Here is a 15,492-nt window from a genome sequence, read left to right as displayed (position 1 = left end):
TTTAATTATTGATTATCATTAAGGAGTTATTATGACAATAGAAAATACAGAAGTTGAAATTGAAAATGTTACTACTAATGTTGATAACGCTAAAAAAGAACCTTATCAATTAAGTAGTATTATTTCACCTATATTTGGTCTTAATCATCAAAAAATAACTACGATTCCAATTAATATTAAAAAATCCGATAGCAGTTCTAGCACTATTGAGCAATATGTTGATAAAAAAACTAAAGAAAATATTTTTCGTGAAAAAGAAGTAGCGTATAATAATTCTAGTAATCTTGATAATACTAGAATTGCACAAATTAAAAAAAATAGAGAACAACAACAAATATATGATAGTTTACCATCGCGCTATCTAGAATTTCGCGATAAAATATTTAAAGAAACTACATCTATTAATTACAATAATGCAAGTAATAATAACGATACAGTTATTACAACTATTGATTTGTTAGTTGATGATATTTTAGATGAAAATAAATAGGAGATGCTATGAATAATATAATAAAATCCAATATTATTGACGAATTAAAATGACGTAATATCTTAAAAGATATTAGTAGCATAGATAAAGTAATTAATGCAGGAAAATTAGGAAAAGGAATATATTGTGGTTTTGATCCAAGTAATGATTCATTACATTTAGGTAATTTACTACAAATTATTTTATTGCATCGTTTTGCTATATTTGGTTTTCAACCAATTGCTGTTATTGGTGGTACAACGGCAATGATCGGTGATCCAAGTGGTAAAAATAAAGAACGTAATTTATTAGATGAAAATGTGTTACAAAATAATGTTAGAAAAATAAAAGAGCAGTTAGTGACATTATTAAGTTATGAAAATATTGATAATTTAACATCATTAGAATTAATTAAAACATGTAATTTATTAAATGATAAAGAATATGAAACATTAGAAATGATTATTAAAAGTATTAATCCAAATAATCAATATCAACAGACTTTAAGTAGTATTTTAAAAACATTGCCCTTACCTTGAGAAGAATTAGGATTATCAGCATCATTATTAAAAACTTTATATAAAATTTGTAATTTTGATCAAAAGTGAGTTACTATGAAAAGTGATTTAAATAATCTTTCTTTTAAACAATTGTTAAATTATTGTGATAGTTATGTAGAAACTTGAATTACATTTTTAAAATTACCATTGGGAACATTAAACAATAAAATTAAGCCAATTAAAATTATTAATAATCAAACATGATTAGGTCCACTAACAATTACAACTTTTTTGCGTGATATTGGTAAGCATTTTAATGTTAATCAAATGTTAGGCAAAGAAATGATTGCTAATCGTTTAAATTCTGGAATTTATTATACTGAATTTTCTTATATGGTATTACAAGCGTATGATTTTTATCATTTATATGAAAAAGAGCAATGTTATATTCAATCTGGTGGTAGTGATCAATGAGGAAATATTACTGCCGGTTTAGATTTAATTAGAAAACAAAAAGGTGATGAACATCATGCTGCTGGTATTACTATTAATTTATTAACTAAATCTAATGGTGAAAAATTTGGTAAAAGCGAAAAAGGTGCTATATTTTTAAATAGTGAAAAAACTTCACCTTATGAGTTATATCAATTTTTATTTAATCAAGAAGATAAAGATTTGCCTACTTTTTTTAATTCTTTAACTTTATTTAGTGAAGAACAAATAGCAAAAATTTTAGTAATTCATAATAGTGATGTTAAGCAACATTATGGACAAAAGATTTTAGCAGCTTTATTAACAGTATTTATTCATAAATTAAATGGATATTTTAGTGCTATTAATATTACTAATGCTTTTTTCCACGATCGGATTCATCAAATGAAATCATCTGAGATTTTACAGGTTTTAAAAGATGTACCACATTTTAATCTTAATCATAATGAACAAATAATTGATTTTTTAGTTAATAATCAAATTTGTAATTCAAAAAGAATAGCAAGAGAACTAATTATGCAAGGTTCAATTGTTGTTAATGGTGAAAGAATTACCAATATAAATTTTTTTATTAGTAAAAAAAACGCAATTAATAATCAAGTAACAGTTATAAAAAAAGGTAAGCGTCATTATTTTATAGTTGTTCATAAATAAGGAAGGGTATTTAAATATGATATTTATTAATTTTTCTCCATTATTATGGGATATTATTATTTTTGCTATTATTATTTTTGGTATTGTTACTGGTTTTTTTATTGGGGGAAGAGCATTAATATTTATTAGTGCTGGTAATTTACTTAGTATTGGTTTAATGTTGGCATTTAAACCAATGTTAATAAATTCTTTTAAAAATATGGTATCACTATGGTTTAGTGACCTTAGTGGTAGTTTTGCTTCATTTAAGAATTTATTAACTGATAATATTGGATTTTTGATATATGCTATTGTTTGAATTATTGGCATTAATATTTTATTTTGAATAATATATATTATTTTATATTTTGTACTTTTTAATAAAAATAAAATTGAACACAAAGCAATAAATGCTACAGCTGGAATTTTAATTAATTTTATTAGAATGAGTATTTTAGGTAGTATCGTAATTATTATGATGGGTACTAGTTTTTTCGGTAATAAATCATTAAGTTATGGTGTTATTAAAAATGAAATACCGACAACTTCTGTTACTCATAAAATATTTACTAGTATTGATAATAATCTTACTTTTTTAAATGTTAATGTAGCAGACATTAACAATGTTATTGATTTATATCAAAATAGTGAAACGTTAAAACAAAGTATAAATGAATTAAAAAATAATACAACTTATGAGGAATGTTACAGTACTGTTGAAAAGTTAAAAATGATAGGTATATTAAGAGTAGATGAAACTGATAAAATTGCTAATGCTCTAAAAGAGATGGAATCAACAGGTGATATCATTGCTAATAAAAAAATAATTATAGATCTCTTGCAACAACATGGAGTTGATAATTTTTTAGATGTTAATTATATGGTATCAGTTTTTAATGCTTATGCTAATATACTTAATTTATATTCGGAAGTAGTACAAATATTCGATGATAATTTAAAAGATATGCCAATAATAGATACTACACTTCCACAAAATATGGGTCGTTATAATCTTTTAAAGCCTAAAATTTCTGCTTTTACTAATTCAATTAAAGATGTAATAGTGAGAGAACATATTATTCAAAATTTAAAAAATATTTATAATCCGTTTTAAAAAAAAATAAAAAAATATTTTTTTCTATTTCAATATTTTTATAAAAAATAGTTGAGGCATTTAATTTTATTTGGGAGCGTATCGATGTTGTCAATAATATTCAAATTTGTCTTAAAATTATAAAGTTAGACGAGAATAATTTTGACTTCAATATGCAATTGTATGTTAATCTTAACACTTGAAAAATATTAGTCAACAATAATGCTTACTTTTATAATTCAAAAATTCTTATTAAAGTAAACTTTAATAAGTTTTATTTTATTTTTGGTTTTGTTAAAATCTTTAATTTTAATTTATAATAGCCGGATGGCAGTATTTATTTGATAGCATTTAAAATTAACCATTTTTGTATACATATCAATGTTATAGGTTCTATCACCAATCATATGATTTAAAATTTGTTTAATATTAGTTTCAGTAAAGAAAACAATATTTTCAACTAATGCTTGGTTTAATACACCATCTTTGCCATTAATAAAATAACCAACTTTTAATTTTTTATATTGCAAAGTTAATAATTCTAAAAAATCAATTAATTCATAATATTGACCTTTGGAAAATAAATTTATTGCATTTTGATAGTGTAATTTAGCAATTTTATTTTTTCTTCTTCCAGCCATTATGCCAAGAAATAAAACATGAAAAGCATGAAATTTATCTAAAATAAATTTAGCATTTAAAATTGTGGCAGTTTTTCTAATTCATTTTGCACTATCTCCACAAACTATTAAATTTGCTTGTTCAAAATTTTCAAAATATAAATTACCATATTTTTCAATTAATTTAGCGGTTTTTTCTGCACCAATTTCTGTTTTTGATACTCTTATTTTACAAACTGCTCTTTTATTAATTAATTCGGACTTCTCCCCACATGTACTTGTGGAGGGAATAATGAAACTGAATGAATTCAAAAATGCTTTTCAAACTGAACAGCAATGTCTTGCATATATAGCAAATTTGAAAGAAAACAAATGTATTAGGTGTTTTAATTTTAATTTGAATACTTCTGATTTAAAAAGAATGAGATGTTTAAAATGTAATCAAACATTTAGCATTCTCACAGGCACCATATTTTCAAGGTCACAAACATCTTTAACATCTTGGTTTTATCTTATCTTTAGATGAATAAACACCAAACATGGAATTCCATCAACAGATATTGCAAAAGAATTGGGAGTGACTTTGAAAACTGCTTGAAGAATGACTCATAAAATCAGAACACGTATTGCAAAACAAAAACATCAATTTATTGTTGAAGGTACAGTGCAAATGGATGAAATGTATCTTTCACATATGGGTTTTAAAAAACAAGGAAGATCCTTGGTGAATAAAACCTTGATTGTTGGCATTTATCAAAAAACAACCAATAATTTAATTGTGAAAGTATTGAAAAAAGCAAAGAGTAAAAATCTTTTGCAGTTTGCAAAAAACCACATTTCTTCAAAATGTCTTGTATATACTGATTCTTGAAAAGGATATTGCGATTTTAAATCAGTTTTAACTAAGCATGAAACAGTTAACCATCAAGATGGCTATGTTTCAAAAATTGGTGTAAATACCAACCAAATTGAATCAGTTTGAAAACATATAAGAAGAACATTTAAAACACATATCAAAGTTGCAAAACATCATGTTCATTTATATGCTAAAGAAGCTGCATATAAATTCAACAAGATACCTAGTTTTGAAACTGTAATTCTATGTTTGATTTAAAAATGTGGGGAGAAGTCCGTAGATAGGCTTTTCTCAGCATTTATGTGATAAAATTAAAATAGTACATAAAGGGAGAAAAGCCAATTAATTTTCCATTTTTCTTTTTACCAGTACAAAATACTATTAATCTCATAGAACATTTTTTACAATGGAATGGCAACCCTTTTTAGGACTATTTTTTGGTAGACATTTGTTTTTGATAATTAACTGGAGTTAAGTAGTTTAAAGTGCCGTGAATTCTTATGTTGTTATATCAATTGATGTAATCAAATAATTCTAATTTTAATTGGATTAATGATGTAAAATTTTTATCATTAATAAATTCGGTTTTGAAAGTTTTAAAGGTTGCTTCAGCAACAGCGTTATCATAAGGACAACCTTTTTTGCTTAAAGAGCGATTAATATTGAATGCTAGTAAAAGTTTATCAATAATTTTATTATTAAATTCATTACCGCGATCACTATGAAATATTTGAATATCTTTTAAACAGCGATTTGAGTGCATAAATGCTTGATATACTAATGATGCATCTTTTTTAGTACCTACACTATGTCCAATTATTTCGCGGTTAAATAGGTCAATTAATAAACAAATATAGTTTCACTTACCATTTACTTGAACATAAGTTAAATCACTAACAATAACTTCATTTTTAACTCTATTATTAAAGTTTCTATTAACAAGATTGGTTATTTGACTATCATTGACTTTATTATGATAATTTTTGAATGATAATTTAGTGTATTTTGATATTAAATTATGTTTATTCATAATTTCTTTAATTTTTCGTCTTGATAAATAAATTTCTTGGTTTTCTAGAATGACTTTTAATCTTCTAGTACCATAAACTTCTTTATTTTTTTTAAAAGCACTAATAACAGCTTGTTCATAAATATTATTTTGAATTTTATTTTTTTTCTTTAAATTAAAATAATATGTTGATTTAGAGAGTTTTAAAAAATGACACATTGTGCGAATTTTATATTTAGATTTATTATTTGCAATAATCTCTACTTTCTGCCTATTATTAGTGCTGCTTGCTTTAAAATATCATTTTCCATTCTTAATTGTTTTAATTCTTTTCTTAATTTAATTAATTCATTTTCTTCAACAGAACGATTATCTTTAGTTTTAAAACTACCTGAATTAGTAAATTGCTTAATTCAATTGTAAGTAGCTGCTCTTGTAACATTATATTCTTTAACAAGGCAAGATACTGATTTGCCACTTTGATATAAAGCTACTATTTGTTTTTTAAATTCATCGGTATATGAGTTAATATTGGCCATAATTATAGTTCCTTTCTTTGTTCACTTGTCTATGTAATTAGTGTCCAATAAAGTGTAACCCATCCAATAGTTTCACTTACCATTTACTTGAACATAAGTTAAATCACTAACAATAACTTCATTTTTAACTCTATTATTAAAGTTTCTATTAACAAGATTGGTTATTTGACTATCATTGACTTTATTATGATAATTTTTGAATGATAATTTAGTGTATTTTGATATTAAATTATGTTTATTCATAATTTCTTTAATTTTTCGTCTTGATAAATAAATTTCTTGGTTTTCTAGAATGACTTTTAATCTTCTAGTACCATAAACTTCTTTATTTTTTTTAAAAGCACTAATAACAGCTTGTTCATAAATATTATTTTGAATTTTATTTTTTTTCTTTAAATTAAAATAATATGTTGATTTAGAGAGTTTTAAAAAATGACACATTGTGCGAATTTTATATTTAGATTTATTATTTGCAATAATCTCTACTTTCTGCCTATTATTAGTGCTGCTTGCTTTAAAATATCATTTTCCATTCTTAATTGTTTTAATTCTTTTCTTAATTTAATTAATTCATTTTCTTCAACAGAACGATTATCTTTAGTTTTAAAACTACCTGAATTAGTAAATTGCTTAATTCAATTGTAAGTAGCTGCTCTTGTAATATTATATTCTTTAACAAGGCAAGATACTGATTTGCCACTTTGATATAAAGCTACTATTTGTTTTTTAAATTAATCGGTATATGAGTTAATATTGGCCATAATTATAGTTCCTTTCTTTGTTCACTTGTCTATGTAATTAGTGTCCAATAAAGTGTAACCCATCCAACTTCTGATTTAAAAAGAATGAGATGTTTAAAATGTAATCAAACATTTAGCATTCTCACAGGCACCATATTTTCAAGGTCACAAACATCTTTAACATCTTGGTTTTATCTTATCTTTAGATGAATAAACACCAAACATGGAATTCCATCAACAGATATTGCAAAAGAATTGGGAGTGACTTTGAAAACTGCTTGAAGAATGACTCATAAAATCAGAACACGTATTGCAAAACAAAAACCTCAATTTATTGTTGAAGGTACAGTGCAAATTGATGAAATGTATCTTTCACATATGGGTTTTAAAAAACAAGGAAGATCCTTGGTGAATAAAACCTTGATTTTTGGCATTTATCAAAAAACAACCAATAATTTAATTGTGAAAGTATTGAAAAACGCAAAGAGTAAAAATCTTTTGCAGTTTGCAAAAAACCACATTTCTTCAAAATGTCTTGTATATACTGATTCTTGAAAAGGATATTGCGATTTTAAATCAGTTTTCACTAAGCATGAAACAGTTAACCATCAAGATGGCTATGTTTCAAAAATTGGTGTAAATACCAACCAAATTGAATCAGTTTGAAAACATATAAGAAGAACATTTAAAACACATATCAAAGTTGCAAAACATCATGTTCATTTATATGCTAAAGAAGCTGCATATAAATTCAACAAGATACCTAGTTTTGAAACTGTAATTCTATGTTTGATTTAAAAATGTGGGGAGAAGTCCGTAGATAGGCTTTTCTCAGCATTTATGTGATAAAATTAAAATAGTACATAAAGGGAGAAAAGCCTTAGTAAATTGCTTAATTCAATTGTAAGTAGCTGCTCTTGTAACATTATATTCTTTAACAAGGCAAGATACTGATTTGCCACTTTGATATAAAGCTACTATTTGTTTTTTAAATTCATCGGTATATGAGTTAATATTGGCCATAATTATAGTTCCTTTCTTTGTTCACTTGTCTATGTAATTAGTGTCCAATAAAGTGTAACCCATCCATAATATGTTAGATGATTTATTAAGAAAAACATTAGAAAACAAACCTAAAGAATATAAGAAAAATATGATTGATAATTTCAGAATAAATATAGCTAAATTAATTAATAATATTAATGACTATATAGAAGTTGAAGAGAAAATTTATAATGCAGAAAGTAAAGCAGGATATTCTGTTTCCTATACTCTTTTTTATATGTCACTTCAACATCGAATTAATATCCAACTATTAAAAGAAAAAGAAATAGTAAATGCTCTTAATAATGTTGATGAATTAGAAAAGTTTAAAAAATTAGAAGAAATATATAAAGAATTAGTTACTAGAAAAGAAGAAATTGAAGCACCAAATTCAAGATGAAAAAACGCTAATAAATATAAAGAACCTAATAATCATGATTTGCAAACAAGAATTAATCAAATTTTAGAAAATGGTCCAATAAGACAACAAAATTTTATCGATGCAGCAAATCAAGAACATATTCCTAATAATAGTAGTGGTTCAAATAGTTTTCTTAATGCTATATAATATGAACTTATATTAAGATCATTATTTATAGAGAACATGTAAAAGTTACCCTTTGGGGTAACTTTTACAATATTTTATTTTTTATTAAATCAATAGTATTTTCTACTTGTTTATTATTAATTTCTTTTTTGTCTTTTATCTTAATAAATCGATAAGTACTAACGATTAAAAAACCTATATAAATTAAATAAGATATCGTTAGTACTGATATTAGTAAAATATTGTCATAATAATTTTTAGTAAAAAATGAAAATACGCTACTAAAAATTAAAGGAATTATAGCTATTCATAAAATTAAATATTTCTTTTTATTTTTATTAATTCCTAATCAACCAATAGCTGTTATCATAACAGCTATTACAAAAGTAATACTAACTATTTTTTCAGAAATTTCATTTTTAATCATTTTTATTTTTCCTTTCCTCATCTCTAATTAACATTATATCATTTAATTTAATTGACATAGTAGTAGGAGAAAAATTAATTGTTAGTTTTGTTTAAGGAAATTGATTGATAGATAATTAATTTATATTTTATTTTTTCAAAAACAAAAAAATGATAAATGCTTTTATTGACATTTACCATCTAAAAAATAAATCTGTTATCAATTGATAACAGATTTTAAATTAATTATTAATTTTAAGCACGTCCATATGATTCAACAACTAATGCTTCATTAATATCAGTATTTAGTTCGTCACGTAGTGGATGACGTACATATGTACCAATAAATGTTTTTTTATTGAATTCAATAAATGGTAATGTTGAAGCATTAGCGCTTAATGCTTCAATAATTTTTGCATTTTTTTGTGCTTTTTCAGTAATAGTAATTTTATCTCCTATTTTAACACGATATGAAGGAATATTAACTTTTTTACCATTAACTAAAACATGACCATGATTTACTAATTGACGAGCACCTTTTCTTGTTAAAGATAAACCTAAACGAAAAACAATATTATCTAATCTTGATTCTAAGAATACCAACAAGTTAGTACCAGTAACACCATGAGTTTTTTTTGATTCATCAAATAAATTTTTCATTTGACGAGCATTTAAACCATAAGTGAAACGAATTTTTTGTTTTTCTTGTAATTGTAATCCATAGTTAGAAAGTTTAATTCTTTTTTGACCGTGTTGTCCAGGAGCGAATGTTCGCTTTTTTCCTTTTGCAAATTCTTTACCAGATTCAAGAATTGAGAAGTTTAATCTTCTTGATTTTCTAAAAACTGGACCAGTATATCTTGACATAATAAAAACCTCCTTGGAATGTATACAAACACAAAGAGACTTTAATAAGTTCTCATTAAGATAGTTTACAATTCGCCAGAACAGCACTGGTTACTATTAAGATTAATAGAAAATTCTACTAATAAAAAGAATAATCTTTGAGGGTAAACTATTTGCAACTTAATAATACTTATTTGCTGCTTTCGTGAATGCTTGTTAATTATAGGATAAGTAATGTTATTTGTCAAATATTATTTTTACAATTAAATATCATTAAATTTTAGTTATTATTTTTTTTAAAAAATAATTTAAATTTAGCTGAATTATACTTGTAAGTGCAAGTAAATAAAATTGCAAAAAAATTCTCATATAAAAATTTCATAATGCTAAATTTATTTTATAAAAAAAGTAAGGAGTTTTTATATGAGTTATAAACATCTTGGCGTAGATGAAAGAATTTATATTGAGAATCAATTGAAATTTAAAGTTAAAATTAGTGAAATAGCTAAAAATCTTAATCGAAATATTAGTACTATTATTCGAGAAATTAATAGAAATCAAGATAATAGTAATTATTTTTCATTGATTGCACAAAATAAAGCTGAAAATAGAAAACAATCACATATTTTTTTTCATAAGTTTAAAAATAAAGATTTAGTAAAATATGTGCAACAAAAACTATTATTAGGCTGATCACCTGAACAAATTTATGGCAGAATTAAAAATTTTCATAAACAATGAGTTATTAGTTTTAAAACAATTTACAATTGAATTTATTCTGGATTGCTTGATCAAGTTACTAGTAAAAATTTAAGAAGAAAAGGCAAAAAACGCAAATCTCAAGAAAATCGTGGCAAATTCAATAGCAAATCAATTAAAGAAAGAGATCTTAATATTAATGATCGTATAACACTTGGTCATTGAGAAGGAGATACTATAGTATCATCACGAGGCAAAAGTAAAAAATGTTTAATAACTTTAGTTGAAAGAGTATCACGATTTACTTTAGCAATATTAGTTAAAAACAGAACTACTAAAGTTATTAACAAAAATATTAGCCATTATTTATCAATTCTTCCTAAAAATATTGTTAAAACCATTACTTTTGATCGTGGTAAAGAATTTTCAAATTGACAACAACTTGAAAAAAATTTAGATGTGAAAATTTATTTTGCAAATCCATATTCACCTTGACAAAGAGGTACTAATGAAAATACTAATGGTTTAATTAGAGAAAAATTTCCTAAAAAATTTAATTTTTCAAAAACTTGTAAAAATGAAGTTCATAAATTTATATTGTCTTTAAACCAAAGACCAAGAAAAATACTAAATTATCTTTCACCGATAGAATATTTGGATAGAAAAATAATTTAGTTGCACTTACCTTTACAATTTAGCTATTATCTTAAGATTTATTTAAAAATATTTACTTTTAATTTATAATAATATTTTTATTTAAGTTCATAATTATGATATTAAAGATAAGTAATATAGTTTTGATAAATCTTAATTAAAGTTTATATGTGAAAAAATTAAGGCTTTTCTCCCTTTATGTACTATTTTAATTTTATCACATAAATGCTGAGAAAAGCCTATCTACGGACTTCTCCCCACATTTTTAAATCAAACATAGAATTACAGTTTCAAAACTAGTTATCTTGTTGAATTTATATGCAGCTTCTTTAGCATATAAATGAACATGATGTTTTGCAACTTTGATATGTGTTTTAAATGTTCTTCTTATATGTTTTCAAACTGATTCAATTTGGTTGGTATTTACACCAATTTTTGAAACATAGCCATCTTGATGGTTAACTGTTTCATGCTTAGTGAAAACTGATTTAAAATCGCAATATCCTTTTCAAGAATCAGTATATACAAGACATTTTGAAGAAATGTGGTTTTTTGCAAACTGCAAAAGATTTTTACTCTTTGCGTTTTTCAATACTTTCACAATTAAATTATTGGTTGTTTTTTGATAAATGCCAACAATCAAGGTTTTATTCACCAATGATCTTCCTTGTTTTTTAAAACCCATATGTGAAAGATACATTTCATCAATTTGCACTGTACCTTCAACAATAAATTGAGGTTTTTGTTTTGCAATACGTGTTCTGATTTTATGAGTCATTCTTCAAGCAGTTTTCAAAGTCACTCCCAATTCTTTTGCAATATCTGTTGATGGAATTCCATGTTTGGTGTTTATTCATCTAAAGATAAGATAAAACCAAGATGTTAAAGATGTTTGTGACCTTTAAAATATGGTGCCTGTGAGAATGCTAAATGTTTGATTACATTTTAAACATCTCATTCTTTTTAAATCAGAAGTATTCAAATTAAAATTAAAACACCTAATACATTTGTTTTCTTTCAAATTTGCTATATATGCAAGACATTGCTGTTCAGTTTGAAAAGCATTGTTGAATTCATTCAGTTTCATTATTCCCTCCACAAGTACATGTGGGGAGAAGTCCGAAAATTAATATACAAGCTGAATTATACTTGTAAGTGCAAGTAAATAAAATTGCAAAAAAATTCTCATATAAAAATTTCATAATGCTAAATTTATTTTATAAAAAAAGTAAGGAGTTTTTATATGAGTTATAAACATCTTGGCGTAGATGAAAGAATTTATATTGAGAATCAATTGAAATTTAAAGTTAAAATTAGTGAAATAGCTAAAAATCTTAATCGAAATATTAGTACTATTATTCGAGAAATTAATAGAAATCAAGATAATAGTAATTATTTTTCATTGATTGCACAAAATAAAGCTGAAAATAGAAAACAATCACATATTTTTTTTCATAAGTTTAAAAATAAAGATTTAGTAAAATATGTGCAACAAAAACTATTATTAGGCTGATCACCTGAACAAATTTATGGCAGAATTAAAAATTTTCATAAACAATGAGTTATTAGTTTTAAAACAATTTACAATTGAATTTATTCTGGATTGCTTGATCAAGTTACTAGTAAAAATTTAAGAAGAAAAGGCAAAAAACGCAAATCTCAAGAAAATCGTGGCAAATTCAATAGCAAATCAATTAAAGAAAGAGATCTTAATATTAATGATCGTATAACACTTGGTCATTGAGAAGGAGATACTATAGTATCATCACGAGGCAAAAGTAAAAAATGTTTAATAACTTTAGTTGAAAGAGTATCACGATTTACTTTAGCAATATTAGTTAAAAACAGAACTACTAAAGTTATTAACAAAAATATTAGCCATTATTTATCAATTCTTCCTAAAAATATTGTTAAAACCATTACTTTTGATCGTGGTAAAGAATTTTCAAATTGACAACAACTTGAAAAAAATTTAGATGTGAAAATTTATTTTGCAAATCCATATTCACCTTGACAAAGAGGTACTAATGAAAATACTAATGGTTTAATTAGAGAAAAATTTCCTAAAAAATTTAATTTTTCAAAAACTTGTAAAAATGAAGTTCATAAATTTATATTGTCTTTAAACCAAAGACCAAGAAAAATACTAAATTATCTTTCACCGATAGAATATTTGGATAGAAAAATAATTTAGTTGCACTTACCTTTACAATTTAGCACAATAAAAAATATTTAATGTTAATTATTATGAGTAAACTTGATTAAAATTTTTTAATTATTTATTTTTAATACCATTTTTTATTTATTGACTAAAAACACCCATACTATCATTTTTATCTCATGAACCAATTCTATTTGTAACAAGCCTTATTCCTTGATCTTCTGGTAGTCTTTTAAAAAAATTATTTATTTCTTGAAAATGATCAATAATAACTTTTATTGTTGTATAAATATCATCTTGACTTATACTACCACCCAATCCAGTATCGTCTTCTTTTGCAAATTTATTGATAATTTTAAAAAATAATTGTTTAAAATTTTCTTGTTTTTCAGTATTATAGATATTTTGGATATGTAAAAAGTTATCATAACTAATTTTTACTTTTATTCAATAATGTGCAGCAGGACGATAATCTACTTCAAATAGATTTTTATTATTAAATTTGTATAAAAATTTGTATAAATCATTAGCAATTTGTTCTTGAACTCATTTTGTTGGATGAAATTGATCTAAAAAAAGTAATTATCAATATTTTGTGAGTTTGCACCAGAAACATATTGAGGTTGTAATATTCCATTTTTTCTAAGAGTATTTATATCAATTTTAGTAGCATTTGAATCTTGGTATTGACTTCCTCTATTTTTGAATTGTTCAAATAGTTTATTAAATTTTGAAAAAACATCATACTCTTTAATATTTGTTTTTTCAAAGTTTTTATTTGCTTTTTTAATTTCTTCAGTTAATTTTAAGTTAAATTTATTTACAAGATTTGTCATTGGTTGTTGATTAATAGTTTCTTTATAGTTAGGAATTAATCCCATATCAGCAATATTTGTTATAACTATTTTTTTAATATTTTTATTAATTAATTCTGTTAAATCTTCATCAATTTTATTAATAATTTTATTAATAGCATTATCAATATCAGTAATGTTATGATCAATTATTCACATTAAATCATTAGTTCCAATGTTTATAAAAACTAAATCATCATTATAAAAATCACTATGTTGTTTTATTAATGATTTTATTTGCTCATCAAGTGAAAATTTATTTAAAAATGGCTTTTCTCCCTTTATGTACTATTTTAATTTTATCACATAAATGCTGAGAAAAGCCTATCTACGGACTTCTCCCCACATTTTTAAATCAAACATAGAATTACAGTTTCAAAACTAGGTATCTTGTTGAATTTATATGCAGCTTCTTTAGCATATAAATGAACATGATGTTTTGCAACTTTGATATGTGTTTTAAATGTTCTTCTTATATGTTTTCAAACTGATTCAATTTGGTTGGTATTTACACCAATTTTTGAAACATAGCAATCTTGATGGTTAACTGTTTCATGCTTAGTGAAAAATGATTTAAAATCGCAATATCCTTTTCAAGAATCAGTATATACAAGACATTTTGAAGAAATGTGGTTTTTTGCAAACTGCAAAAGATTTTTACTCTTTGCGTTTTTCAATACTTTCACAATTAAATTATTGGTTGTTTTTTGATAAATGCCAACAATCAAGGTTTTATTCACCAAGGATCTTCCTTGTTTTTTAAAACCCATATGTGAAAGATACATTTCATCAATTTGCACTGTACCTTCAACAATAAATTGAGGTTTTTGTTTTGCAATACGTGTTCTGATTTTATGAGTCATTCTTCAAGCAGTTTTCAAAGTCACTCCCAATTCTTTTGCAATATCTGTTGATGGAATTCCATGTTTGGTGTTTATTCATCTAAAGATAAGATAAAACCAAGATGTTAAAGATGTTTGTGACCTTGAAAATATGGTGCCTGTGAGAATGCTAAATGTTTGATTACATTTTAAACATCTCATTCTTTTTAAATCAGAAGTATTCAAATTAAAATTAAAACACCTAATACATTTGTTTTCTTTCAAATTTGCTATATATGCAAGACATTGCTGTTCAGTTTGAAAAGCATTGTTGAATTCATTCAGTTTCATTATTCCCTCCACAAGTACATGTGGGGAGAAGTCCGTTAAAAATAAACCTTCAAGACCATAAACTTTTTCTATAAATGTTCCACCAACAGCGTAGTTAGTACCTATTTGTGAAAAATGTTGACCATTTAATGCTATAAAGTCTCATCCAGCTGTAACTTT

The 15,492-nt window shown here is 24.3% G+C and carries 20 protein-coding genes and 1 pseudogene; 10 read left to right on the top strand and 11 right to left on the bottom strand.

Features of this window, described 5'->3' with window-relative positions; translation table 4 throughout:
- The first annotated feature begins 31 nt into the window (after window positions 1-31).
- Genes AACL02_RS10955 through AACL02_RS10945 form a run of 3 tightly spaced genes read left to right on the top strand, consistent with a single transcriptional unit; the run spans window position 32 to window position 3,208 of the window.
- Entirely contained in the window at window positions 32-490 is a 459-nt protein-coding gene (locus AACL02_RS10955; RefSeq protein ID WP_338975348.1) for a hypothetical protein, read from the top strand.
- A gap of 8 nt (window positions 491-498) precedes the next feature.
- Window positions 499-2,115: a tyrosine--tRNA ligase gene (tyrS, locus tag AACL02_RS10950; protein ID WP_339041577.1), complete on the top strand. Its 1,617-nt coding sequence runs from the start codon at window positions 499-501 to the stop codon at window positions 2,113-2,115.
- 16 nt (window positions 2,116-2,131) lie between these two features.
- Window positions 2,132-3,208, top strand: a complete 1,077-nt coding sequence (locus AACL02_RS10945) for a hypothetical protein (RefSeq protein WP_339041575.1) — start codon at window positions 2,132-2,134, stop codon at window positions 3,206-3,208.
- Window positions 3,209-3,501: 293 nt separating this feature from the next.
- Here AACL02_RS10945 and AACL02_RS10940 read toward each other — a convergent pair whose 3' ends face one another.
- Window positions 3,502-4,119 carry a hypothetical protein gene (locus AACL02_RS10940; RefSeq protein ID WP_339041573.1) on the bottom strand — a complete coding sequence of 206 codons (618 nt, stop codon included), beginning with the start codon at window positions 4,117-4,119 and terminating at the stop codon, window positions 3,502-3,504.
- On the opposite strand from AACL02_RS10940, the gene AACL02_RS10935 reads away from it, so the two are divergent.
- On the top strand, window positions 4,100-4,921 hold the full coding sequence (locus AACL02_RS10935) for an IS1595 family transposase (RefSeq protein ID WP_339041571.1): 822 nt from the start codon (window positions 4,100-4,102) through the stop codon (window positions 4,919-4,921). The two genes, AACL02_RS10940 and AACL02_RS10935, sit on opposite strands and share 20 nt — an antisense overlap.
- 172 nt (window positions 4,922-5,093) lie before the next feature.
- On the opposite strand, the gene AACL02_RS10930 is transcribed toward AACL02_RS10935, so the two are convergent.
- Window positions 5,094-6,211, bottom strand: a protein-coding gene (locus tag AACL02_RS10930) for an IS3 family transposase (RefSeq protein WP_422397815.1) whose coding sequence is annotated in 2 segments (ribosomal slippage) — window positions 5,094-5,941 and window positions 5,941-6,211 — 1,119 coding nt in all. Because the reading frame shifts where the segments join, the coding sequence is not laid out codon by codon here.
- A gap of 222 nt (window positions 6,212-6,433) precedes the next feature.
- Window positions 6,434-6,652, bottom strand: a pseudogene (locus AACL02_RS10925) (IS3 family transposase); the annotation flags it as partial.
- 404 nt (window positions 6,653-7,056) lie between these two features.
- On the opposite strand from AACL02_RS10925, the gene AACL02_RS10920 reads away from it, so the two are divergent.
- Complete coding sequence (locus AACL02_RS10920; RefSeq protein WP_339041568.1) at window positions 7,057-7,749, top strand: IS1595 family transposase; 693 nt, start codon at window positions 7,057-7,059, stop codon at window positions 7,747-7,749.
- Here AACL02_RS10920 and AACL02_RS10915 read toward each other — a convergent pair.
- Window positions 7,735-7,974, bottom strand: a complete 240-nt coding sequence (locus AACL02_RS10915) for a transposase (RefSeq protein ID WP_339041495.1) — start codon at window positions 7,972-7,974, stop codon at window positions 7,735-7,737. The genes AACL02_RS10920 and AACL02_RS10915 overlap by 15 nt on opposite strands.
- A gap of 70 nt (window positions 7,975-8,044) precedes the next feature.
- Between AACL02_RS10915 and AACL02_RS10910 the strand changes: the two genes are divergently transcribed.
- Window positions 8,045-8,563, top strand: coding sequence for a hypothetical protein (locus AACL02_RS10910; protein WP_339041566.1), 519 nt, complete (start codon window positions 8,045-8,047; stop codon window positions 8,561-8,563).
- A gap of 64 nt (window positions 8,564-8,627) precedes the next feature.
- On the opposite strand, the gene AACL02_RS10905 is transcribed toward AACL02_RS10910, so the two are convergent.
- The gene (locus AACL02_RS10905) at window positions 8,628-8,969 is read right to left on the bottom strand and encodes a hypothetical protein (protein ID WP_338974598.1); all 342 of its coding nucleotides are present in this window, start codon (window positions 8,967-8,969) and stop codon (window positions 8,628-8,630) included.
- 233 nt (window positions 8,970-9,202) lie between these two features.
- Window positions 9,203-9,814 (bottom strand): 30S ribosomal protein S4, encoded by a 612-nt coding sequence (gene rpsD, locus AACL02_RS10900; RefSeq protein ID WP_174480874.1) that lies wholly within the window; start codon window positions 9,812-9,814, stop codon window positions 9,203-9,205.
- Between the two features lie 402 nt (window positions 9,815-10,216).
- On the opposite strand from rpsD, the gene AACL02_RS10895 reads away from it, so the two are divergent.
- Entirely contained in the window at window positions 10,217-11,167 is a 951-nt protein-coding gene (locus AACL02_RS10895) for an IS30 family transposase (RefSeq protein ID WP_339040235.1), read from the top strand.
- Between the two features lie 244 nt (window positions 11,168-11,411).
- On the opposite strand, the gene AACL02_RS10890 is transcribed toward AACL02_RS10895, so the two are convergent.
- Together AACL02_RS10890 and AACL02_RS10885 are read right to left on the bottom strand one after the other, a co-directional pair.
- Window positions 11,412-11,948, bottom strand: coding sequence for an IS1595 family transposase (locus AACL02_RS10890; protein WP_339041564.1), 537 nt, complete (start codon window positions 11,946-11,948; stop codon window positions 11,412-11,414).
- Window positions 11,949-12,047: 99 nt separating this feature from the next.
- Window positions 12,048-12,233, bottom strand: coding sequence for a hypothetical protein (locus AACL02_RS10885; RefSeq protein WP_281748957.1), 186 nt, complete (start codon window positions 12,231-12,233; stop codon window positions 12,048-12,050).
- On the opposite strand from AACL02_RS10885, the gene AACL02_RS10880 reads away from it, so the two are divergent.
- On the top strand, window positions 12,179-12,301 hold the full coding sequence (locus tag AACL02_RS10880; RefSeq protein WP_339041562.1) for a hypothetical protein: 123 nt from the start codon (window positions 12,179-12,181) through the stop codon (window positions 12,299-12,301). The two genes, AACL02_RS10885 and AACL02_RS10880, sit on opposite strands and share 55 nt — an antisense overlap.
- An 88-nt stretch (window positions 12,302-12,389) precedes the next feature.
- A complete protein-coding gene (locus AACL02_RS10875; protein WP_339040235.1) occupies window positions 12,390-13,340 on the top strand; it encodes an IS30 family transposase in 951 nt (316 codons plus the stop codon).
- A 108-nt stretch (window positions 13,341-13,448) separates the two neighbouring features.
- On the opposite strand, the gene AACL02_RS10870 is transcribed toward AACL02_RS10875, so the two are convergent.
- The 3 genes from AACL02_RS10870 to AACL02_RS10860 form a co-directional block, all read right to left on the bottom strand.
- A complete protein-coding gene (locus tag AACL02_RS10870; protein ID WP_338958979.1) occupies window positions 13,449-13,625 on the bottom strand; it encodes a hypothetical protein in 177 nt (58 codons plus the stop codon).
- A gap of 251 nt (window positions 13,626-13,876) precedes the next feature.
- Window positions 13,877-14,398: an SGNH/GDSL hydrolase family protein gene (locus AACL02_RS10865; RefSeq protein WP_339043731.1), complete on the bottom strand. Its 522-nt coding sequence runs from the start codon at window positions 14,396-14,398 to the stop codon at window positions 13,877-13,879.
- 113 nt (window positions 14,399-14,511) lie between these two features.
- A complete protein-coding gene (locus tag AACL02_RS10860) occupies window positions 14,512-15,333 on the bottom strand; it encodes an IS1595 family transposase (RefSeq protein WP_339041560.1) in 822 nt (273 codons plus the stop codon).
- Between AACL02_RS10860 and AACL02_RS10855 the strand changes: the two genes are divergently transcribed.
- Complete coding sequence (locus AACL02_RS10855; protein ID WP_339041558.1) at window positions 15,279-15,407, top strand: hypothetical protein; 129 nt, start codon at window positions 15,279-15,281, stop codon at window positions 15,405-15,407. The genes AACL02_RS10860 and AACL02_RS10855 overlap by 55 nt on opposite strands.
- The last annotated feature ends 85 nt before the right edge of the window (window positions 15,408-15,492 follow it).

The sequence above is a fragment of the Spiroplasma endosymbiont of Apeira syringaria genome (genome assembly GCF_964020205.1).
GTDB classification, from domain to species: Bacteria; Bacillota_I; Bacilli_A; order Mycoplasmatales; family VBWQ01; genus Spiroplasma_E; species Spiroplasma_E ixodetis_A.
Note: the sequence above shows the minus strand (reverse complement) of the source record. Positions and strands in the feature narration are given on the sequence as shown.